This is a genomic window from Prevotella falsenii DSM 22864 = JCM 15124 (assembly GCF_000613945.1).
In the GTDB taxonomy this organism is placed as follows: Bacteria; Bacteroidota; Bacteroidia; order Bacteroidales; family Bacteroidaceae; genus Prevotella; species Prevotella falsenii.
This window is the reverse complement of record NZ_BAJY01000017.1, coordinates 26,637-47,816: the sequence shown is the minus strand read 5'-3', so window position 1 is coordinate 47,816 and position 21,180 is coordinate 26,637. Positions and strand designations below refer to the sequence as shown.

Here is a 21,180-nt window from a genome sequence, read left to right as displayed (position 1 = left end):
ATTACCTGAATGAATCTGTTAATAATTTAATCTCTACTTTGGGACTTATACCTTCGTACAGAATGTTGTAAACGGCATCAAGGATAGGCATATTCACGTGCAAATGTCGGTTTATTTCCTTCATACACTTTGTTCCGAAATAGCCTTCGGCAATCATTTCCATTTCCATTTGTGCCGACTTAACGCTGTATCCCTTTCCTATCATCATACCGAAGGTGCGGTTTCGGCTGAAGTTGCTGTATCCCGTAACGAGCTGGTCGCCAAGATAAACACTGTCTACCATGTTGCGCTCTAAGGGATTTATGCTGGTAAGAAACCGTTCCATTTCCTGCATTGCATTTGAAATAATCACTGCTTGAAAGTTGTCTCCGTACTGCAAACCCGAACAAATGCCCGACGCAATGGCATAAACATTCTTCAAGACCGAAGCGTATTCTATGCCGAGCACATCGCGCGACACCTTTGTTTTAACGTAATTGGAAACCAATACTTCGGTCAAGGCATGCGCTTTCTGCGTATCGGTGCAACCTACGGTAAGGTATGTAAGGCGTTCCATAGCCACTTCTTCGGCATGCGATGGTCCTCCTATGACCGCTAAGTTATCTTCCGGCACCTTCATAACCTTGCGGAAATATTCCGAGCAAACCAAGTTCTCGTCCGGAACAATGCCTTTAATGGCTGTTACGATGAACTTATCGTGCAACTTGTGCTTCACTTTCTTTAATATAGCCTTCAGATAAGGCGATGGTGTTACGAAGATAAGCGTATCGTAATCCTGCACCAAACGATTGATGTCTGACGACAAACGAATTTCGTTGGTGTCGAAATGAGCACTTGTCAGATAGGTGGGATTGTGCTCCAACTTGCGAAATTGCTCTATTGTCTCGTCGCGTCGAAAGTACCAACCTATGTGATGTGTGTGTTCCACCACTATCTTGGCGATGGCTGTAGCCCAGCTTCCGCTTCCGATGATTGCTATGTTTCCTACGTCGTACATGTCTTTTTATCAAGGAAAGGCAGTGCCTTTCCTTTCTCTTGTTATTGTGCTTTGTCAATCCATTGTTGAATTTCATCAACCGATGGCTTATCGTATCCTAACTTGTACTTCTTGTTTACTTCGCCAAGTTTCTGCTGTAAGCCCTGCGCTTTTTCCTCTTTAATATTCTGTATGAGGTTGAAACCGCACTTACGCAACACGTAAACCCATTCTTCGGGTACGCCTATTTCTGCCCATTCCTTTATGCTGCTCTGCGGCATTTTGGCTTCCGGCTTCATCTGGGGGAATAGCAGAACCTCTTGAATGTACTCCTGTCCTGTCATCAACATCACCAATCGGTCGATACCGATGCCGATACCCGATGTCGGCGGCATACCGTATTGCAGGGCACGCAGGAAGTCTTGGTCGATAACCATTGCTTCGTCGTCGCCGTTGTCTGCCAATCGCATTTGCTCTTTGAAGCGTTCTTCTTGGTCGATAGGGTCGTTCAATTCCGAGTAAGCGTTGGCAAGCTCCTTCCCGTTCACCATCAATTCGAAGCGTTCGGTAAGCCCCGGCTTAGAGCGGTGCATCTTTGTGAGTGGCGACATCTCAACCGGATAGTCGATAATAAAGGTCGGTTGTATGAACGTACCTTCGCAGAACTCGCCGAATATCTCGTCGATGAGCTTGCCTTTACCAAAGCTGCTGTCGATGCCTTCGAGCTTCAGCTCGTTCACGGCGATGTTGCGGATTTCCTCTTCCGACTTTCCATAAAGGTCGAAACCGGTCTTTTCCTTGATGGCATCGAGGATTGGAAGGCGGCGGAACGGTGCTTTAAAGCTGATGATATTGTCGCCTACCTGCACTTCGGGCTTGCCGTTCACCTCCGTGCAAATCTTTTCTATCAGCTTTTCGGTAAAGTTCATCATCCAATTATAGTCCTTGTATTGCACGTAAAGTTCCATGCAAGTAAACTCAGGATTATGGAAACGGTCCATACCTTCGTTGCGGAAGTTCTTTCCAATCTCGTAAACGCCTTCAAAGCCACCCACGATGAGTCGCTTCAAATAAAGCTCGGTGGCGATGCGCATATACATTTCGGTGTTCAGCGCATTGAAGTGTGTGATGAAAGGACGCGCACTTGCACCGCCCGCAATGGTCTGCAAGGTTGGTGTTTCCACTTCGGTGTAACCTGCATCGTCGAAGAAACGGCGCATGGTTCTCAACACCGTGGCACGCTTTTGGAACGTTTCCTTCACACCATCGTTCACCACCAAGTCTACGTATCTGCGACGATAGCGAAGCTCCGGGTCGTCGAATTTATCGTAAGCCACACCGTCTTTATACTTCACAACGGGCAGTGGCTTCAAGCTCTTTGATAGTACGGTGAGCTCTTCGGCGTGCACCGAAATCTCGCCCATCTGTGTCTTGAACACATAACCCTTGATTCCGATGAAGTCGCCAATGTCCAACAACTTCTTGAAAACAACGTTGTAAAGGTCTTTATTCTCGTTCGGGCAAAGTTCATCGCGGGTGATGTAAACCTGTATTCTGCCCTTGCTGTCTTGTATTTCTGCAAACGAAGCCTTGCCCATTACACGGCGTCCCATAAGGCGACCTGCAATTACGACTTCGCGTTTCTCGTCTTCGTTAAATTCAGCCTTTATATCCGTAGAGTAAGCATTGGTTGGAAACTCTGCTGCCGGATATGGGTCGATGCCCATATTGCGCAATTCCTGCAAGCTCTGACGGCGTACAATCTCTTGTTCTGATAATTCTAAAACGTTCATTTTCTCTATTAATCGAATTATAATCTTTATGGTTTGCAAATTTAATAAATTATTTGCAATTCCTTATTGTTTTTGCCTTTTTTATGCTTTACCTACGAAGTGGGCTTACATTGCCATACAAGAAGAATTTAAACGTATGTTAAATACACGTCTTCAAAGGTTAAATTTCAATCCATGAAACACGCCGGGAAGGGCTGCTTTCTGCACAAAGAGCAAATTGTTTTTAAATAAGCCCACTTTTCACGTGCAACGCCAAGAATGCTGAACATCAGCAACTTCACTGCTTAATGGGTAGCATCGTGCTATCACGAAGCGACGTTTAGTTTGTCATTAAATATCATTAACTATATTGTTTTGATACTATAAGTTTTTCATTACTTTTGCAAAAACAAATAAGAAATCTATGACATATCGGACAAATAGAAACTTTAAAATCATAATGACATTGGCTTCAATTGCCGTTTACCTTCTTGCTATCGCCTTTTACCACTATTTCTTACGGGGAAACGATACTGCGTTTTACGCCATTTTCTGGTTTTTAGCCATAATGGCAATGTATATCGTCTACTATTACCGCATGACAATAAAGATAGAAGGCAACTTGCTGACGTACAAAACAACGAACGAAGTGAAGACACGCACGCTGCCGCTCTCCGAAATAGCAGCTGTAAGCATTCGGAAGAAGCGGTTCTACCCTGTACTAACCATCACTACGAAACAGCAAACCAAAATACGCCTCTACCCGGAACAGCCCGAACAGTTGCAGAAAGCGTTAATCGTGCAATAAAATATTAACGTTTTTATTATGACTGAATTTAGAACTATGCGGCGCAAACGCCAAGAATTAACAGAAACGGAATGCACGGAAATATTGGAAAAAGCAACCTCCGGTGTGCTTTCTTTGCTTGGCGATGACAGCTATCCTTACGGTGTACCCATCACGCCTGTACTTGTGGGACGCAAACTATACTTCCATTCGGCAATAAAAGGGCATAAAGTGGACGCTATTCGCAACACCGACAAGGCATCGTTTACGGTAATCGACCGAAACGACGTAAAGCCTAAAGAGTTTACTACCTATTTCAGAAGTGTGATATGCTTCGGAAAAGTGCGCTTGATAGAAGATGAAACGGAGAAGATGGAAGCCCTCTGTAAATTGGGCAGGCGGTACAATCCCGACGATGAAGAAGGACTCAGACACGAGATAAAGAAAGATTTCTCACACCTTGTCATGATTGAATTCACCATCGAACATATCAGTGGGAAAGAAGCCATTGAGCTTGTGAGAATGAAAAAAGCCCGATGATATTTACCTGAAGTGCCTCTGAAAGCCGGATAAAAAACTTTCAGAGGCTCTTCATTTTTATTACACTTGTAGAAAACAACGTACTTTTATAAACATTTGCACATATAATTTGCCTATTTAACGTGAAACGTTTATTCCTAAAAAAATAAAAAAGATTGGAACATTGTAAGGGATTTTATATAGAATTTAGTTATATTTGCAGACCCATTTATTAAATATAGGTAATATCTACAATAAAGAAATATGAAAAAAATCTTAATTTCAATGCTTTTGTCGGTAACATTTGCACTTCCGACACTTGCTATTCGTCCATTACAAAAGGTATGGACTGTGAAACAAAGCGACAGCACCAGTATTAAAATTCTTGTACATGGTGAAGGTGGTCGTACAGTGTTTTTCACATCACTCGATGGTAAAATCATCGTAAAAGGTGCCGACAACAATTTCTATCATGCAGTTATCCGTGACGGAGAACTTCGCCCTTCAACTTTCATTGCGCACGAAGCGGGCGACCGTACAGCAGAAGAAAAGGCATTCTTGGCTGAAACCCGAACCGAAAAGAATATGCACTTGCTAAAGCCTGCAACTACACACGCTTCGCACAAAGCACCCCACAAGGCCATCAGTGCTTCTACAGCAGACGGCTTAGGCGAGTTCAACAAGTCGGGTATGGGTGGTATCAAGAGTATTGGAAAGCCACTCGTGCCTGCCATAATGGTAGAGTTTACAAACAAAAGCTTTCAATCAACGACGACTCCGGAGAAGATGTCGCGCTATTGCAACGAACCCGGCTACAACGAAGAGCCCCTCTGTGTGGGTTCTGTAAAAGACTTCTTCGAGTCTCAGAGTCGCGGTATGTTTGTTCCAACTTTCGAGATAATCGGTCCTATTAAGGTAGACCACAGCTATTCATACTATGGCAGAAACGAGGACGTTGATAAGTTATTGAGAGACGTTGTTAAGAAAGCCAAGCACAAGGCATCAGCTTCGATAAGTTCAAAGACCCAACAACAGGTAACGTAGAGCTTACCTGCTTGTTCTATGCAGGGCGCGGACAAGCTACCGAAGACCCTAACGACCCTCTTTATGAAAACTATATTTGGCCACAAGAACAAGACATTGAGGAAGATATAGAGGGCACACACTTCAATTCTTTCTTTGTTGGAAACGAGCTTGACCATTACGGAAATCTTATAGGTATGGGCATCTTCTGCCACGAATTAGGCCACGCATTGGGCTTGCCCGACTTCTATAACACCAATCCATACGTTACCCTGCCACGCAACCCATTCGGTTTTTGGTCTATAATGGACGCCGGTCCTTACGTAAACAATGCAAATGCGCCTATCGGTTATACGGCTTACGAACGCTCTTACTTAGGTTGGTTGAAGATTAAAGAACTTACTGCGCCTGAAACTGTCAAGCTCGACCCGGTAACAAATCGGGAAGGAGAGCTCGCTGCCATTATTCGTTCAACACGCAACCGTAGCGAATACTTCATCTTAGAGAACAGAACTTCAGACACGTGGTATCCGAAAGAATACAAAGAAAGCAGAAACGGCAAGTATGAAACATTTACTTTTGGCGACGGCTTAATGCTGAGCCACTATGCTTACGACAAAAGTATTTGGTCAAACAACAGCGTGAATACCAACGCACAGAAGATGCGTGCATATATGATTCCTGCCGATAACGAAAAGCTTTACTACAGTGCACACAAAGAAAACCTCTATGGTGTGGAGAAGAAGAACATCGATAAGCTGACGTTCTACGACAACACTTTTATTGAAAACGCTGTACAAGACATCAAGGTTAATGAAGATGGAACCATTACTTTCGGCTACAGACAGCAGCCAAACAGCATTGAAAACATAAACGATAAGGTTAAAGAGAGCGTGGGCGACGGCTACTACTACGACTTACAAGGACGCAGAGTGCTGAACCCAACACGCGGTATCTATATCCACAATGGCAAGAAAATCTTGGTGAAGTAAACACCATTAATCTGTGAATACTAAGTTCCTCCCTGTCCGATGTTCATCGGACAGGGAGGATTTTTATTATTGTTGCTCTGCAACCTGTTTACCCACGCATCAAAAGCAAGGCTGAATTACTCTCTTGAAATGCAGCCTTTTATCTGCTTTAAAAGCATGTTGCCGAATTATCTACACGTTGAGAAATATTTATTTACGTGTAAATAAATTCTTACTTACGTGTAGAAAAATATTTATTTACACGTAAATAATTTGCCATAAGTAGGTGTTCATAATTAATTGACATTGTATTTACGGCTATTTTCCGGTCAGTCTGCCGTCTTGAAGAAGGAGTGTAGCGGGCTACACGACTGATGAAAGGCGACAGAATGACGGAAAAGAGACGTGAAGACGATGGCAAAGTGAAAGCATAAAAAATAAAAGCAATATAGATACGTTTAATTTTGAACACCTACTTACTGCTGAAAAACGGAGAAAGAAAAGCTGTTCAAAGGCTATTCTACAGATGTTTTTGTAAATTCAAAGTTTCACCCGACTGCAATAGAATTTCATATATTAGTTTCGTTATCTGATAGTTTATTGCTAACTTTGCAGTAGTTAGCTGCTATCAGCTATGAAGTATTAGTCATTAAACCCAAATCGGTCATTAGAGTGCTTGACCGATTTTGTTCGATTGTCGAGCAGATGTGCCGGCATTTCATCGAAGGCGTAGCGGGCTACGGCAAGATGTAAGGGCTGCGCAGATGACGGCAAGCGGACGAAACCGGTAAGGAAGCATGACGGTAATAACAGAAATTAGCAAATGCGTCCTAACGACCGATTGGGGTTAAATACATCTATTTAGACATAAAAAAGTAATGAACGTAGAGAAGTACAGTGCCCGTTTAGAGAACGAAGAGGGGTTGAGCCGCACCTTGGGAATGCATTTTATATCAACTCCCGAACCCGACACGCTGATGGCAAAAATGGCTGTTGATGATAGAAACAAGCAAACATTCGGTTTCCTTTCCGGTGGTGCTACGTTGGCATTGGCAGAGAATGTGGCAGGCTTAGGTCTATGGCACTTTGCGATGGTAAAATGGCTTTGGGCATAAACGTGAGCGGAAACCATGTGCAGGCTATGCCCTACGGTGGCACGGTTACGGCTTATGCACGCATTCTGCACCAAGGACACAAGTTGCACGTATGGCACATAGACGTAAAGAACGATGAAGGAGAACTCATTTCGTCGGTGCAGGTTACGAACTATATCGTTCATTCACAAAAGAAAGAGTAGTAAAAAGAGTATTGACCATGCGTTCGTTTGCTATTTACCGACTGCCTTTTGCCGAAGAATGCACAATGTTGGTGCAACAGTCCGCACCTTCAGAGTTGTCGTCGCTTACCGAATTAGACGGCAAGGAAGGTTTTGTAATTGCACCGTTCAGTCCGTCAGCCGATTGCCCCATACTGCTTTTGCAGCCCGACGAAGTGCGTACGATGCCCGTAAAAGAGGTGCAATCTTTGCCAAAAAAGAAACAAGAAGTAAACGAAAAAGAAACGGACAGAGCCAAATATCACAGAGATTTCGCTGCCTTTCACAAAGAATTGGCAAACAACAAGTTTGCCAAAATAGTGCTCTCGCGTTGTGTGCAAGAGCAAATTCCACACGATTTACAGCCCGAAGAGGTGTTTTGGCAGGCTTGCAAGAAATATCCACGCCAGTTTGTCGCCCTCTTTTCCACCCCACAGTCGGGCATTTGGCTGATGGCGACGCCCGAAATACTTCTCGATGGCAATGGTACGGAATGGAAAACAATGGCTTTGGCAGGCACAATGCCTTACAATGAGAACGGAACAGAATGGTCGGCAAAGAACAAGGCAGAGCAACAGCATGTTTCTCTATATATAAAAAGGTGTTTGGAACACTGTGCCGACGAGATAAAAGAAGAAGGAGCATACACCACACAGGCTGCCGACTTGGTGCATTTGCGTACCGATTTCAGTTTCAAACTGCGCCCCGATGCAGCCATAGGACAACTTTTATCCGACCTTCACCCAACGCCTGCGGTTTGCGGAATGCCCAAAGACGAGACAAAGGCATTCATTCTTGCCAACGAATCGAATAAAAGACTCTATTACAGTGGCTTTGCAGGTCCGTTAAACCTACAGGGAAACACGCACATTTATGTATCGTTACGCTGTATGCAGATGCAAACAGGACTTTGCAACCTATATGCCGGTGGCGGAATACTGAAGGAAAGCACGGAAGAAAGCGAATGGAAAGAAACCGAAGCCAAGCTATCGACAATGCGACAACTACTTCGTTAAAACGCAAAAATAAAGATGTTCAGTAACAAAGAAAACGTAAATATCCTGACGGCGTTGCTTGTTCGGCACGGCATAACGCAGGCTGTGGTGTGCCCCGGTTCGAGAAACTCGCCGCTTGTGCATAATCTTTGTGAATGCAAAGCCATAAAATGCTATCCCGTAACCGACGAACGGTCGGCAGCATTCTTTGCTTTAGGTGTTGCAATGAGTACCCACTCGCCCGTTGTTGTTTGCGTTACGTCGGGGTCGGCACTGCTGAATGTTGCGCCTGCCGTGGCAGAAGCGTATTACCAAAACTTACCTTTGATAGTGGTTTCAGCCGACCGTCCCCAACAATGGATAGGGCAATCGGACGGACAAACGATGCCACAAGCCAACGCCCTCGCTCCGTTTGTGCGCAAAAGCGTCCACCTTATCGAACCGAAAACGAAAGAAGAACATTGGTATTGCAACCGTTTGGCAAACGAAGCACTCATTGAATGCAAGCGATTTGCGTATGCTCCGGTGCACATCAACGTACCGATAAGCGAGCCGTTGTTCGATTACGATGTGGCAACCTTGCCCATAGAACGGCACATTTCTGCTACATCTGTCTGCAACGACAATGCTGCCGTAGCCGATATTGCAACAATGGTACGACAGGCGCAACGCCCTTTGCTCGTAATTGGTCAGGAAGCGTGGAACAAGATGGTTGCAGCGAAGACCGAATTGGCACAGTTGCGACAGCAAATCGTTGTGCTACAAGATAAACTTTCCGATGTTAGCGATGCCCCACCGCAACTTGTCGATGCGGCAATAGCCATTGCAGAAGACGCTGAAGCATTGCGTCCAGACCTTATTATATATATGGGCGGCACGTTGGTGAGCAAGCAGTGCAAACAATTCTTGCGGAATTGCACGCCGGCACATTCGATTTTGGTAGACCCGCGTGGCGATATTCGCGACACATTCATGAACCTTACCGACGTGGTACAGTGCCAAAGCGACGCTTTCATCAAGGCATTGGCAAGCGGTTTGGAAGGTTTTGCAACTTCAAAGTTCTATCACGATTGGCAAAAGGCATTGAACAATGCTACGACCGTTGCCCAATTGTACGTTCCTGCCTATTCGCAGATGTTGGCAGTAAGGCGTTTTCACACGCTGTTACAACAGAACAACGACGCCAAAGCATTGGTTTATGGCAACAGTTCGGCAGTTCGCTTGGGCAATTTCTACTCGTCCGACTACATTTTCGTAAACCGTGGGGTGAACGGAATAGAGGGAACGCTCTCCACAGCCGCAGGTATGGCAGCGGCAAACAAAAACAAACGCGTGTTCTGCGTTATAGGCGACTTGAGCTTTTTCTACGACCGGAACGCCTTGTGGAACAGCAATTTGGGCGACAACCTGTCTATATTGCTGCTCAACAATAGTGGTGGCGGTATCTTTCAGCAGCTGTCGGGATTGGAAAAATCGGCACACCGAGCTGCGATAATGGGTGCCGGGGCAAGCGTTACTGCCGAAGGCGTATGCCAAACACATAACATTGGCTACCTTTCAGCAGCCGATTCGGAAGATTTGGAAAGCACTTTGGCAGCGTTTCTCAACGTTAAAAACAGTTCCGTACTGTTGGAAGTGTTCACCAATTCCGAAGAAGACGCCAAGGCGTGGAGCACTTTTTACAAGCAATTAGAAAAGAAACAATAAATTAAAACTATCATAATATGGCTAACAGAGAATGGAAAACCATCGAAGGTTTCGACTTTAAGGAAATCCTTTTTGAGGAATATAACCACATAGCAAAGATAACCATCAACCGCCCACGCTATCGAAACGCATTCACACCGCTAACGGTTTGGGAAATTTCGCAGGCATTTTCGTATTGCCGCGAGGCTTTGGATATTCGTGTAGTGCTACTTACCGGGGCGGGCGACAAAGCCTTTTGCGCAGGTGGCGACATGAATGTAAAAGGTCGTGGCGGCTATGTCGGTGGCGACGGAGTACCCCGCCTGAATGTATTAGACGTGCAAATGCAAATCCGTCGCTTGCCCAAGCCGGTCATTGCTATGGTAAATGGCTTCGCAATCGGTGGCGGACACGTGCTCCACGTTATGTGCGACCTAAGTATTGCAGCCGAAAATGCAATCTTCGGACAGACCGGTCCGAAGGTCGGGTCGTTTGATGCAGGCTTCGGAGCATCGTATCTTGCACGCATAGTAGGACAGAAAAAGGCACGCGAAATATGGTTCTTGTGCCGTCAATACTCTGCGGCTGAAGCTGAACGCATGGGTTTGGTGAACAAGGTTGTACCTTTCGACCGACTCGAAGACGAGTGTGTGGAGTGGGCAGAAACCATGATGGAACGTTCGCCGTTGGCTTTGCGCATGATAAAAGCCGGACTGAATGCCGAATTAGACGGTCAGGCGGGTATTCAGGAACTTGCCGGCGATGCTACGATGCTTTATTACACAATGGACGAAGCGCAAGAAGGAGGACGTGCTTTCTTAGAGAAACGCAAGCCGGACTTTGATAAGTACCCTCAATTCCCATAAGCAGCGATGCGCAAAATAACGATTACTTCCAAGCTGTTGCACTTTCTGCAGCCGGCAGGAACATCGCGTGGGGTTTACAATACACGCCTTAGTTTCTACTTGAAACTCACTTCCGACGAACAACCGGGAGTGGTGGGAGTTGGCGAATGTGCCACGTTGCCCGACCTTTCTTGCGATGCGATGCCGCCAAACGAATACGAACGCAAGCTAAGAACGTTCTGCGATGATTACGAACGCACCGGAATAATCGATTATGAAGCGATGCGCGCCTATCCATCTATGCTCTTCGGACTTGAAACGGCAGTGGCGCAATTCAACGCTAAAGGCAGTTTAAACTTCTTCGATACGCCTTTCGGACGTGGCGAAGAAGGCATTCCAATCAATGGTTTGGTATGGATGGGAACGTTCGAGGAAATGTTTGAACGCTTAGAAGCCAAACTAAAAGCCGGTTTCCACTGCGTAAAGATAAAGATTGGAGCGATTGATTTCGAGCGAGAACTGCAGCTGATACGCCACATTCGTTCCACTTTCAGCCGCAACGACGTTGAGTTGAGGGTGGACGCCAACGGCGGTTTCACGCCCAAAGAGGCACTCTCGCGAATGGAAGCGTTGGTTCAATACGACATTCATTCCATCGAGCAACCCATAAAGCAACACCAATGGAAAGAAATGGCACGCCTTTGCGCTGCAACACCTTTGCCAATAGGACTCGACGAAGAGCTGATTGGGGTGAACGACAAGCAGAAAAAGATTGAGTTATTAGATACAATCCGTCCTCAATACATCATTTTGAAACCCGGTTTGCACGGCGGAATGGCAGGAACAACGGAATGGATACAACTCGCTCGTAAAAGAAACATCGGCTCATGGATTACTTCTGCCCTCGAAAGCAACATCGGTCTTAACGCCATAGCGCAATTGACAGCAAACGTTTACGGCACAAACATACGCCACGCACAAGGTTTAGGCACGGGACAACTGTTTGCCGACAACATAGAAATGCCTTTAAAAGTTATCGGCGACCGGCTTTGGATAGTGCAATAGCTGCGTAATCAAGTACCAACAGATAGGAAAGAAGACTTTGACAGCGGAACTTTTAAACGAGAAAACAGCAATGACTTTAGAGCAATTTCTTAACGAATGGCACAGCGAAGACCCTACTCTGCTTGTTCATACGAGTGGTTCGACGGGGCAACCGAAGCCGCTGCGTGTTGAAAAAGCACGTATGCTGAACTCCGCACGCATCACTTGCGACTTTCTCGGACTACGCCCCAACGACACAGCCTTGCTGTGTATGCCACTCGATTACATTGCCGGAAAGATGGTTGTAGTACGCAGCATGGAACGCAAACTGCGTCTGCTGAGCGTAGAACCGTCAGGACACCCGCTTTCCGACCCCTCTCTCGCCACACTGCCGAACCCTGCCGAGTCCATCACTTTTGCAGCAATGGTGCCTCTGCAAGTATTCAATACGTTGCAAAACGACAAGGAATGCGAACGATTGCAACGCATTCGACATTTAATAATAGGGGGCGGGAGCATCGATGATGGTATTTCTGCACAGTTAAAAGACTTTCCGAACGCGGTATGGAGCACTTACGGCATGACGGAAACGCTTTCGCACATTGCCCTTCGTCGCTTAAACGGAAGCGAACGCAGCGATTGGTACACGCCATTCGACGGCGTAGCGTTGTCGTTGAACGACGATGGCTGCCTCGTAATTGATGCACCGGCCGTCTGTTCTCAACATTTGGAGACCAACGATATAGCCGAATTGCGCTTAACAGAGGCGGGAAGGACAGAGTTTCGTATATTGGGACGCAAAGACAACACCATCAACACGGGGGGAATAAAGGTGCAAATGGAAGACGTGGAACAGGCATTGCGCCCTTATCTCGCTGCTCCCTTCCTGATAACGAAGCGTAAAAACAAGAAGTTTGGTGAAGAAATAGTGCTCCTGACCGAAGCTAACGACTTGGAGGAAGTGCGTGCCGTCTGTGTAAAAGTATTGCCACGATACCGGCAACCTGCACATTACCAGCACACCGACAGCCTTCCAAGCACCGAAACAGGTAAGATTGCCCGTGCAAAAGCCTTGCAGATGGTAGATGTTCCAACCGATACGGAGTAATCCTACCTATGCGAAAGTGATGCAAGCAACCTGCAAACCAACCGTAAGAACTTGGCTTTAGCCTTCTCTTAAAAAGTCTAAGGCTTCTTTCATCTCGTCTTCCGTCGCTGTCTGATTAATGGAAACCTTGCCTAAATCTTGCAATAATGTAAAGTTAATCGTGTTGTTCACATTCTTTTTATCGTGCTTCATAAGGTCGATTAACGCATCGTAATCGTTGCAGGAAATGGCTAATTCGCCGTAGTTTGCCTTGATAAAATTAACCGTTTTCCGCATTGTTTCTGTCGGAAAGCCCTGCTTTATTACGGAAAGATAAAGCTCGCAAACAATTCCGTACGCCACTGCATAGCCGTGAAGAATAGGTTTTCGCTTCATTGCCCACGCTTCAAAGCTATGCCCAAACGTGTGTCCGAAGTTCAAAGCCTTCCTTATATGCTTCTCGTGGGGGTCTTGTTCCACTATCTTTTCTTTTATTTCCACACTCTCTTTCAGCATTTCGGCAAGCTGTTGCAAGTCGAACGCATCGGTATCGAAAGTCAATAGCGTTGCCAAAGCTCCATTTTCTGCTATCAATGCGTGCTTCAACATCTCGGCATAACCGCTCAAAAGGTTTTCATGGTCGAGCGTTTGCAGCCACATAGTGTCGATAATAACAGATTTCGATGGGCAGAACACCCCTATTTCGTTCTTCAAACCGCCGAAGTTAATACCTGTTTTGCCTCCCACACCGGCATCGACCATTGCCAACAGCGTCGTAGGAACATTGATAAAGTTGATGCCACGCTTAAACGTAGCGGCTGCAAAGCCGCCAAGGTCGGTTACCATTCCACCGCCAAGATTGATGAGCAACGAACGGCGAGAGGCTTTCTCTGCCTGCAAAGTCGTCCATACATGGGTGAGCGATGCAAGGTTTTTGTTGCTGTCGGAACTCGGAATGGTAATCAGATGTGCGCTTTTAAGGCTCTCGAAACCTTTCATTCTGTTGTAACATGCACAAGCAGTATTGTCGTCGGCAAGTACAAACACCTTGTCGGGACTGCATTTTGCAATGGCTTCGGAAAGACTTTGCTCGAACTGATGAGTAAAAACAACTTGCTGCTTCATAGTTTCTTCTTATTCTAAGTGCTTACAAATATAACGCTTTTCTTTTTATCTGCGATGGTTTTAAGCTGTTTTTTAGCACACTGCCCTTCCATAAAGCAAATGGGAAACAATGTTCCTTGCGGTTCATTGTTTCCCATTTTTATTTCTTATCGGAATTGTAATGCTTACTTAACCAACTTCAAATCGTAGTTGAGTTCTTTACTTCCGCTTTCTTCCAATTGGTCGTTTACCATACGGAGAGTAGAATCGTTTACTTGAAGGAAGTAGATTGCACCGTCCTTACCGGTAGCAAACTTGTATGCAACCTTCTTTGTGCCATTTACATCTTTCTCTATTTTCTCTGCAGTTCCGGTGTAATTATTTACCGCGTCCTTGCCATTTTCAGCCTCAATATAGGTTTCTTTCATGTAGAATCCATTTGTACTGTCGGCTGCCAATGCTATTTCGTAGCGTATGCCGGGACCGTCGGCTGCCGGCACTTCACCCGTATAGCGCACTGTGTCTGCTGTTTCTACCTGTGCTGTATCGCCTGTTTTTGCTTCAGCATCTGCCTTTCCTTTTTGCTGGCATGCTACCATTGTGGCGCAAACTGCCATTAAAACGAATACTTTCTTCATTTTTACCTTCTTATAAATTAATACGGTACAAAGGTAAACGATAACTTTTTATATCGTCAAAGTATTTGTGTTAAATTCTTCTAATCGTATAAACGATATGGCAAACAACCGCCGATACAGCCGATATATCTGCCATTACACAATATTTATATACTGTTTACTTTTTGCGATTAGCGCGCTGTTGGCGGTATTTCGCTTTCTGCTTGGCACTGCCGGAGCCGTGTGCCCCTGTTATATATTTCTTTTTCTTGGCTTTGGTCTTCACTTTTCCATCGTCTGCCTTTGGTTTCGGCGCACCTCTGAAAACCATTCCGCTTTCAATTATCTCGTCTATTTCGCTCATTTTGTTTGTTTTTGATTAATGGTGGAACAAGCGTACGCCCGTGAATGCCATAGCTATGCCATACTTGTCGCAAGTGTCTATAACGTGGTCGTCGCGTATGCTGCCGCCTGCTTGCGCTATGTACTCTACCCCACTTTTGTGCGCACGTTCTATATTGTCGCCGAAAGGGAAGAATGCGTCCGAGCCTAATGCCACCTTGGTATTCTGCGAAAGCCACGCCTTACGTTCGTCTGTGGTCAGCGGTTCGGGCTTTTCGGTGAAGAAAAGTTGCCACGTGCCTTCCTGCAAGAGGTCTTCGTATTCGTCGGAAATATAGATATTGATAGAGTTGTCGCGGTCGGCACGGCGTATTCCTTCCTTGAAAGGCAGGTTCATCACCTTCGGACACTGTCGCAACCACCATTCGTCGGCTTTGCTTCCTGCCAATCGTGTGCAGTGAATGCGGCTCTGCTGCCCTGCCCCGATGCCGATAGCCTGTCCGTCTTTCGCATAGCAGACAGAATTGCTCTGTGTATATTTCAGCGTAATCAGTGCAATAATAAGGTCGCGTTTCGCCTCTTCGGTAAAGGTTTTGTTCTTGGTTGGAATATTCTCGAACAGCTTTGGGTCGTCGAGTTTTATCTCGTTGCGCCCCTGCTCGAAGGTTATGCCGAACACTTGCTTGCGTTCTATCGGTGCAGGCTGATAGTTCGGGTCTATCTTGATAACGTTATAGTTTCCTTTGCGCTTCTTTTTGAATATCTCGAGAGCCTCCGGTGTGTAGTCGGGAGCTATCACGCCGTCGCTCACCTCGCGGTTGATGAGTCGGGCGGTAGCCTCGTCGCAAGTGTCGCTCAAAGCACAGAAGTCGCCATACGAGCACATACGGTCGGCACCTCTTGCACGAGCGTAAGCCGAAGCAAGGGGCGTAAGTTCAAAGTCAATATCGTCTACGAAGTAAATCCTTTTCAGTGTGTCGCTAAGCGGCAAACCTACGGCTGCACCGGCAGGGCTGACGTGTTTGAACGATGCTGCGGCAGGCAAGCCCGTAGCGGCTTTCAGTTCCCTGACAAGTTGCCAACTGTTGAGCGCATCAAGGAAGTTGATGTAGCCCGGGCGACCGTTCAGCACTTCGATAGGCAGTTCTCCTTCGTCCATAAAAATGCGCGAAGGCTTCTGATTGGGATTGCAACCATACTTAAGTTCCAATTCTTTCATATTGCTTATGGTGTATGTGTGTGTATAGACTTTTATTATAGCTGCAAAGATAGGCAAATAAAATGAGATTTTAAGCTATCGTTCTATATTTTTCGCCATCGTTTTTTGAATATTCAGAAGTCTGTCCGGCAACAGAATAAAACTTGCAATAATCGGCAGCCACTGCGTCCAAGCCTTATCGCCGTGTAGGTTCGACAGCGTTTCCTCTATGTGTTTTCCTGCCCTTTTCCTATGCCTTACGTTGTTTTTACGGCAGCACGGTAAATTATTTACACGTAAATAAATATTTTTCTACACGTAAGTAATAATTTACATACACGTAAATAAATATTTCTTTACGTGTAAGTAATTCGTCTGACAATAGTTTTTACGGGTATAAGACTATACGAACGCAGTAAAAAGGGGACGGTAGCAGACAACGAATTTTATTCCGCCGGAAAGGGTAACGGCAACTAAGAAACACTAAAGATTGTTGAAATAATTATAAAATATGGCGGTTGAATATGAAATTATCCCTATCTTTGCAAAAGATATACATCGAATAAAAAACGCTAATATGAAGAAATATTTTAAGATTGGTATATTGTTGGTGGGCTTTTTGTTTGTCCAATCGACAATTGCGTCTGCACAATGCCCCATAAAAGAACAGATTATGGGCAGCGGCGACGAAGACAACGGCTCGGAACAAGCAAGCCAAACGTTGATAATTTATTACGACAAGGCGAAAGGCAACAAGGCTTTGATGAAGGCTATTGAAAAGAAAGACTGTGTGCTACTGTACGAACACAAGAACTTGAACAGAGTAACGATTAAGACTCCGCAAGGCTGGGACATCGAGAAAGCGGTGGCTTACTTTAACAAAGTAAAAGGCGTTACGGCAGTAAACAGAAATGGCATAAGTTTGCTAAACAGATAAACTGCGGTTACAACATAAATAATAAAAGTCAGGCAACAACGCTTTTTCGCCTTGTTGCCTGACTTTTGCTTATCGCCTTAACGCCACGTTGATACGTTGCAATGGCACGCTGCCACGCACATCGTGCGAAGGGGATTATCCCCAATCGGTCGTTAGCGTCCTTGACTGATTTTGTTCGATTGTCGAGCAGATGTGCCGGCATTTCATCGAAGGCGTAGCGGGCTACGGCGAGATGGAATGGCTGCGCAGATGCCGGCAAGCGGACGAAAGCAGTAAGGAAGCATGGCGGTAATAACAAATATAAGCAAAGGCGGCCTAACGACCGATTGGGGATAATCATTTTAGGGAATTTCCCCTTCCTTAATAGGGATTTTATCTTTCTGCATTCGCTATTTTCTTCTATCTTTGCATTATCACTTAAAAGATAAGATATGAAGAAGATAGTAGTATTAGGAGTTGCTGCAACTCTCTTGTTAAGCAGTTGCGACACTTATATGCGCAACACCTATGCGGGTGCATCGTTGGGAAGCGTGCTCGGCAGTGCGGTAGGCGGCATAGCAGGAGGCGCACGTGGCTCTGACATAGGTACAATTATCGGAATGGTGGGCGGTGCTGCCGTAGGGGCAGCGATAGACGCCAATGAACAGAAAAAGACAGAAGATGCTGTTTACGAGCATTACGAGCGGGTGCAACGAAACAAGGCAAGGGGGTACAATCCTTACAAACAGCAGGACTTTGAAACACAGACGGGAGATGAAAGTGGCTTTGACAGTACTAATTCGGGCGACGACCGACTGTACGACTTACAGATGGGAGCCGGCGATTATCCTACCGAAATGGAGCCAAATCGCATAGAATTTACCAACGAAGCAAACATCGAACGGCTCACACAGATGACAAAAGAAATGCCGAATATAGAAGTAGGCAACTTGATTTTTACGGATAACAACGGTAACAATATACTATCGCGTGGCGAAGTGGGACAAATTACTTTTGAAATACACAACAAAGGCACTCAACCGATTAGCAATTTGTATCCGACAATAACCGAAACAACAAACTCAAATCGTTTCAAAATAAGTCCGACAACACGCATCGACGTGCTGATGCCCGGCGAAATTGTAAGGTACACAGCGACGATAATGGCAGACAGGAAAGTAAAAATAGGAGAATACAGCTTTGCCATTGCTATATTGAAGGATAACAAAAGCATAGCAAGAGTAACAGAACTACGTGTGAAGACGCAAAAATAAGAAAGAACAATATACGGTAATAGGGAGAAAGAAAAGGATAAAAAGTTCGGAAAACGCAAAGATAAGAAAAGGCAAAACACCACTATATCTGCTAAATAACTCAAGGTGGGCGCATCGACAACGGTGCGTCTTTTTTTCATTTCTGCGCTTTACTACTTTTATGAAATGCTTTATTCGGTATTGGTGGTTGTTCTGCGAACGGTTTATAATAGCACCTTGGTAAATCTACAATATTGTTTTACTGAAGCTATAATGCCGTTTTAGTAAATCAATAATACCACTTTGATGAGCTATAATGCCGTTTAATAAATCAATAATACCACTTTACTGAAGATATAATGCCGTTTCAGTAAATCAATAATACCGTTTTACTGAAGATATAATGCCGTTTTAGTAAATCGACAATACCGATTCGCTAAATCTAAAATACTCCACCTTACTGAATAAAGAAGATTTATACTATCGGCAAACAGTTGCTTTGGTACATTTAACGATACACATCGGCATTATTCAAACAAACTCGTTATGCCTTTTTTTACGTTCTTAAAGAAGTTTGTCCAACTCTTTGAATTCGATTTTTGTTGTGTTGGGCGTTTGTTTTCGACAGGCTTCTGCGCCGGTTTGTTGTTGCTGTTCGTCTTTGTCGGTGGGGTTACGGTGTGTGTATTCTTCTTTGGTTGCAACGATGTTTTTACCTTTCGTTCTATGGTTTTCGGCTTATCGTCCTTGCCTTGCGCCTCCCATTCAGGTATAAACTCGTAGCAAACACCGGCAAAACCATATTCCACTTCCGGCATCTTCAAGCCATTCTGCTCGGCTGCGTATGGTATTTCGGTTTCTTTCGGCAGCACTTCCACCTTAATATAAGCCACCCCACTGGCTACCATACCTATTTCGCGAGCTGCTGCATACGATAAATCTACTATTCTGCCATGCGAATAAGGACCGCGGTCGGTAACGCGCACCTCTACTTCTTTACCATTCTTGGTATTTGTAACCTTTAGCCGAGTGCCGAAAGGCAACGTCCGATGTGCACACGTAAAGTCGTTGCGGTCGTAGCGTTCGCCATTGCTCATTCTCCGACCATGCAGGTCGTTACTATAATAAGAGGCTTTACCACTCGACTGTGCTGAACACTCTGTCGAGGCGGTAAAGCCCATTATTGTTGTTACTAAAAGGAGATTTCCGATTTTATTCATATAAATATATGTTTGTATTCGTCCTCCCCTTCCGTAAATATCTATTTCCTCTTTCCCACAAATAGCGTGGGAAAGGGGAAAGGAGAAAACTTTTATTAGATTACACCCTGCTCAAGCATAGCCTGAGCTACCTTCATGAAGCCGGCGATGTTAGCACCCTTAACGTAGTCTACTGTGCCGTCCGGCTTTTCACCAAACTTCACGCACTGCTCGTGAATGCTTTCCATAATCCACTGCAACTTCTCGTTTACTTCAGCAGGTGCCCAGTTCAAGTGAGCAGCATTCTGTGTCATTTCAAGACCGGAAGTAGCAACACCACCGGCATTTACAGCCTTACCCGGAGCAAAGAGGATACCGTTGCTTTGGAAATAGTGGATAGCACCCGGCTGGCAACCCATGTTAGAAACTTCGCAGCAGCACCAGCATCCGTTAGCAACCAATTCCTTAGCGTCGTCTTCGCTGAGTTCGTTTTGGAAAGCACATGGAAGAGCAATGTCTACAGGAATGCTCCATGCCTTCTTACCTGCTGTAAACTTAGCCTTGCTTGGGAACTTGGTAGCCATATCTTCTACCTTGTTGCGGTTAGAGTTACGCATTTCAAGCATGTAATCAATCATTTCAGGTGTAATTCCTTCAGGTATTTCGCACACACCGTCAGGTCCTGAGATTGCAACAACCTTACCACCGAGTTCGGTAGCTTTTGTTGCAGCTCCCCAAGCTACGTTACCAAAGCCTGAGAGAGAAATTTTCTTGCCCTTAATGTCCTTGCCTGCCTTCTTAAGAAGGTGCATTGTGAAGTAGAGAGCACCAAAACCTGTTGCTTCAGGACGGAAGAATGAACCACCCCATGTTAAGCCCTTACCGGTGAGAACACCTGTGTGGTACTGGCGTGTGAGCTTTTGGTACATACCATTCATGTAGCCGATTTCACGACCGCCTACACCTACGTCGCCTGCAGGAATATCTTGGTCCGGACCAATGTTATGGCGGAGTTCGAGCATAAATGCTTGGCAGAAACGCATAATCTCAGCGTCTGACTTGCCAACCGGGTCGAAGTCCGAGCCACCCTTACCTCCGCCCATTGGCAAAGTTGTAAGTGCGTTCTTGAATGTCTGCTCGAAACCGAGGAACTTCAACATTGAAGGTGTTACTGCCTTGTGGAAACGAAGACCGCCTTTGTAAGGACCAATAGCACTATTGAACTGTACGCGGTATCCAAGGTTTGTCTGAACCTTGCCACTATCATCAATCCATGTTACACGGAATGTGAAGATACGCTCCGGCTCAACCATTCTTTCGATAATCTGAGCTTTCTCAAACTCAGGGTGTTGGTTGTAAACTTCCTCGATAGACTCAAGGACTTCCTGTACTGCCTGCAAGTACTCAGACTCTCCCGGGTGCTTCTGCTCCAGGCTCTGCATAATTTTTTTGACTTCCATAGTAATTTTGATAAAACGTTTATGTTAGTGTCGTTGTTTATTAAATCTACCGCAAATGTATTCATTTTATA

22 protein-coding genes and 1 pseudogene are annotated in these 21,180 nt (G+C 45.3%); 12 read left to right on the top strand and 11 right to left on the bottom strand.

What is annotated here, in order from left to right; translation table 11 throughout:
• Position 1: 1 nt before the first annotated feature.
• Both JCM15124_RS07780 and lysS read right to left on the bottom strand, forming a co-directional pair.
• Positions 2-997, bottom strand: a complete 996-nt coding sequence (locus tag JCM15124_RS07780) for an NAD(P)H-dependent glycerol-3-phosphate dehydrogenase (RefSeq protein WP_024998973.1) — start codon at positions 995-997, stop codon at positions 2-4.
• Positions 998-1,038: 41 nt separating this feature from the next.
• A complete protein-coding gene (lysS, locus tag JCM15124_RS07775) occupies positions 1,039-2,769 on the bottom strand; it encodes a lysine--tRNA ligase (RefSeq protein WP_024998972.1) in 1,731 nt (576 codons plus the stop codon).
• Between the two features lie 439 nt (positions 2,770-3,208).
• Between lysS and JCM15124_RS07770 the strand changes: the two genes are divergently transcribed.
• The 4 genes from JCM15124_RS07770 to JCM15124_RS16600 all read left to right on the top strand — a co-directional run bounded on the left by JCM15124_RS07770 (position 3,209) and on the right by JCM15124_RS16600 (position 6,069).
• Complete coding sequence (locus JCM15124_RS07770) at positions 3,209-3,556, top strand: hypothetical protein (RefSeq protein ID WP_232220128.1); 348 nt, start codon at positions 3,209-3,211, stop codon at positions 3,554-3,556.
• Positions 3,557-3,574: 18 nt separating this feature from the next.
• A complete protein-coding gene (locus tag JCM15124_RS07765; RefSeq protein ID WP_024998970.1) occupies positions 3,575-4,075 on the top strand; it encodes a pyridoxamine 5'-phosphate oxidase family protein in 501 nt (166 codons plus the stop codon).
• 243 nt (positions 4,076-4,318) lie between these two features.
• Entirely contained in the window at positions 4,319-5,098 is a 780-nt protein-coding gene (locus tag JCM15124_RS16605) for a metallopeptidase domain-containing protein (RefSeq protein WP_232220127.1), read from the top strand.
• On the top strand, positions 5,056-6,069 hold the full coding sequence (locus JCM15124_RS16600) for a M6 family metalloprotease domain-containing protein (protein ID WP_232220129.1): 1,014 nt from the start codon (positions 5,056-5,058) through the stop codon (positions 6,067-6,069). The genes JCM15124_RS16605 and JCM15124_RS16600 overlap by 43 nt, the downstream gene beginning before the upstream one ends.
• Positions 6,070-6,280: 211 nt before the next feature.
• Here the strand turns inward: JCM15124_RS16600 and JCM15124_RS15920 are convergent, their stop codons facing one another.
• A complete protein-coding gene (locus JCM15124_RS15920) occupies positions 6,281-6,520 on the bottom strand; it encodes a PDZ domain-containing protein (RefSeq protein WP_156930691.1) in 240 nt (79 codons plus the stop codon).
• A 170-nt stretch (positions 6,521-6,690) separates the two neighbouring features.
• Positions 6,691-6,822, bottom strand: coding sequence for a hypothetical protein (locus JCM15124_RS16955; protein WP_262499272.1), 132 nt, complete (start codon positions 6,820-6,822; stop codon positions 6,691-6,693).
• A gap of 104 nt (positions 6,823-6,926) precedes the next feature.
• Here JCM15124_RS16955 and JCM15124_RS13750 point away from each other — a divergent pair.
• The 6 genes and pseudogenes from JCM15124_RS13750 (at position 6,927) to JCM15124_RS07730 (ending at position 13,041) form a co-directional block, all read left to right on the top strand.
• Positions 6,927-7,345: pseudogene (locus JCM15124_RS13750) on the top strand (PaaI family thioesterase).
• Positions 7,346-7,362: 17 nt separating this feature from the next.
• Positions 7,363-8,379, top strand: a complete 1,017-nt coding sequence (locus JCM15124_RS07750) for an isochorismate synthase (RefSeq protein WP_024998969.1) — start codon at positions 7,363-7,365, stop codon at positions 8,377-8,379.
• Between the two features lie 15 nt (positions 8,380-8,394).
• On the top strand, positions 8,395-10,065 hold the full coding sequence (gene menD / locus JCM15124_RS07745) for a 2-succinyl-5-enolpyruvyl-6-hydroxy-3-cyclohexene-1-carboxylic-acid synthase (protein ID WP_024998968.1): 1,671 nt from the start codon (positions 8,395-8,397) through the stop codon (positions 10,063-10,065).
• A gap of 17 nt (positions 10,066-10,082) precedes the next feature.
• The gene (menB, locus tag JCM15124_RS07740) at positions 10,083-10,910 is read left to right on the top strand and encodes a 1,4-dihydroxy-2-naphthoyl-CoA synthase (protein WP_024998967.1); all 828 of its coding nucleotides are present in this window, start codon (positions 10,083-10,085) and stop codon (positions 10,908-10,910) included.
• A gap of 6 nt (positions 10,911-10,916) precedes the next feature.
• Positions 10,917-11,954 (top strand): o-succinylbenzoate synthase, encoded by a 1,038-nt coding sequence (locus tag JCM15124_RS07735; RefSeq protein WP_024998966.1) that lies wholly within the window; start codon positions 10,917-10,919, stop codon positions 11,952-11,954.
• Positions 11,955-12,024: 70 nt separating this feature from the next.
• The gene (locus tag JCM15124_RS07730) at positions 12,025-13,041 is read left to right on the top strand and encodes an AMP-binding protein (protein WP_024998965.1); all 1,017 of its coding nucleotides are present in this window, start codon (positions 12,025-12,027) and stop codon (positions 13,039-13,041) included.
• Between the two features lie 57 nt (positions 13,042-13,098).
• Here JCM15124_RS07730 and aroB read toward each other — a convergent pair whose 3' ends face one another.
• The 4 genes from aroB to JCM15124_RS07705 form a co-directional block, all read right to left on the bottom strand.
• On the bottom strand, positions 13,099-14,145 hold the full coding sequence (aroB, locus tag JCM15124_RS07725; protein ID WP_024998964.1) for a 3-dehydroquinate synthase: 1,047 nt from the start codon (positions 14,143-14,145) through the stop codon (positions 13,099-13,101).
• A gap of 164 nt (positions 14,146-14,309) precedes the next feature.
• Complete coding sequence (locus tag JCM15124_RS07715) at positions 14,310-14,762, bottom strand: copper resistance protein NlpE N-terminal domain-containing protein (protein ID WP_024998963.1); 453 nt, start codon at positions 14,760-14,762, stop codon at positions 14,310-14,312.
• Positions 14,763-14,919: 157 nt separating this feature from the next.
• Positions 14,920-15,105: a hypothetical protein gene (locus JCM15124_RS07710; RefSeq protein WP_024998962.1), complete on the bottom strand. Its 186-nt coding sequence runs from the start codon at positions 15,103-15,105 to the stop codon at positions 14,920-14,922.
• 15 nt (positions 15,106-15,120) lie between these two features.
• Entirely contained in the window at positions 15,121-16,338 is a 1,218-nt protein-coding gene (locus tag JCM15124_RS07705; RefSeq protein ID WP_262499273.1) for a phosphoribosylaminoimidazolecarboxamide formyltransferase, read from the bottom strand.
• Between the two features lie 520 nt (positions 16,339-16,858).
• Here JCM15124_RS07705 and JCM15124_RS07700 point away from each other — a divergent pair.
• Positions 16,859-17,218 (top strand): hypothetical protein, encoded by a 360-nt coding sequence (locus tag JCM15124_RS07700; RefSeq protein WP_024998960.1) that lies wholly within the window; start codon positions 16,859-16,861, stop codon positions 17,216-17,218.
• A 28-nt stretch (positions 17,219-17,246) separates the two neighbouring features.
• On the opposite strand, the gene JCM15124_RS13745 is transcribed toward JCM15124_RS07700, so the two are convergent.
• Entirely contained in the window at positions 17,247-17,516 is a 270-nt protein-coding gene (locus JCM15124_RS13745; protein WP_036885244.1) for a hypothetical protein, read from the bottom strand.
• Positions 17,517-17,649: 133 nt separating this feature from the next.
• Here JCM15124_RS13745 and JCM15124_RS07695 point away from each other — a divergent pair, with 133 nt between their 5' ends.
• Positions 17,650-18,471, top strand: a complete 822-nt coding sequence (locus JCM15124_RS07695) for a YMGG-like glycine zipper-containing protein (protein WP_024998959.1) — start codon at positions 17,650-17,652, stop codon at positions 18,469-18,471.
• 506 nt (positions 18,472-18,977) lie between these two features.
• Here the strand turns inward: JCM15124_RS07695 and JCM15124_RS07690 are convergent.
• Together JCM15124_RS07690 and gdhA are read right to left on the bottom strand one after the other, a co-directional pair.
• Positions 18,978-19,670 carry a septal ring lytic transglycosylase RlpA family protein gene (locus JCM15124_RS07690; RefSeq protein ID WP_024998958.1) on the bottom strand — a complete coding sequence of 231 codons (693 nt, stop codon included), beginning with the start codon at positions 19,668-19,670 and terminating at the stop codon, positions 18,978-18,980.
• A gap of 95 nt (positions 19,671-19,765) precedes the next feature.
• The gene (gdhA, locus tag JCM15124_RS07685) at positions 19,766-21,109 is read right to left on the bottom strand and encodes an NADP-specific glutamate dehydrogenase (RefSeq protein ID WP_024998957.1); all 1,344 of its coding nucleotides are present in this window, start codon (positions 21,107-21,109) and stop codon (positions 19,766-19,768) included.
• Between the last annotated feature and the right edge of the window lie 71 nt (positions 21,110-21,180).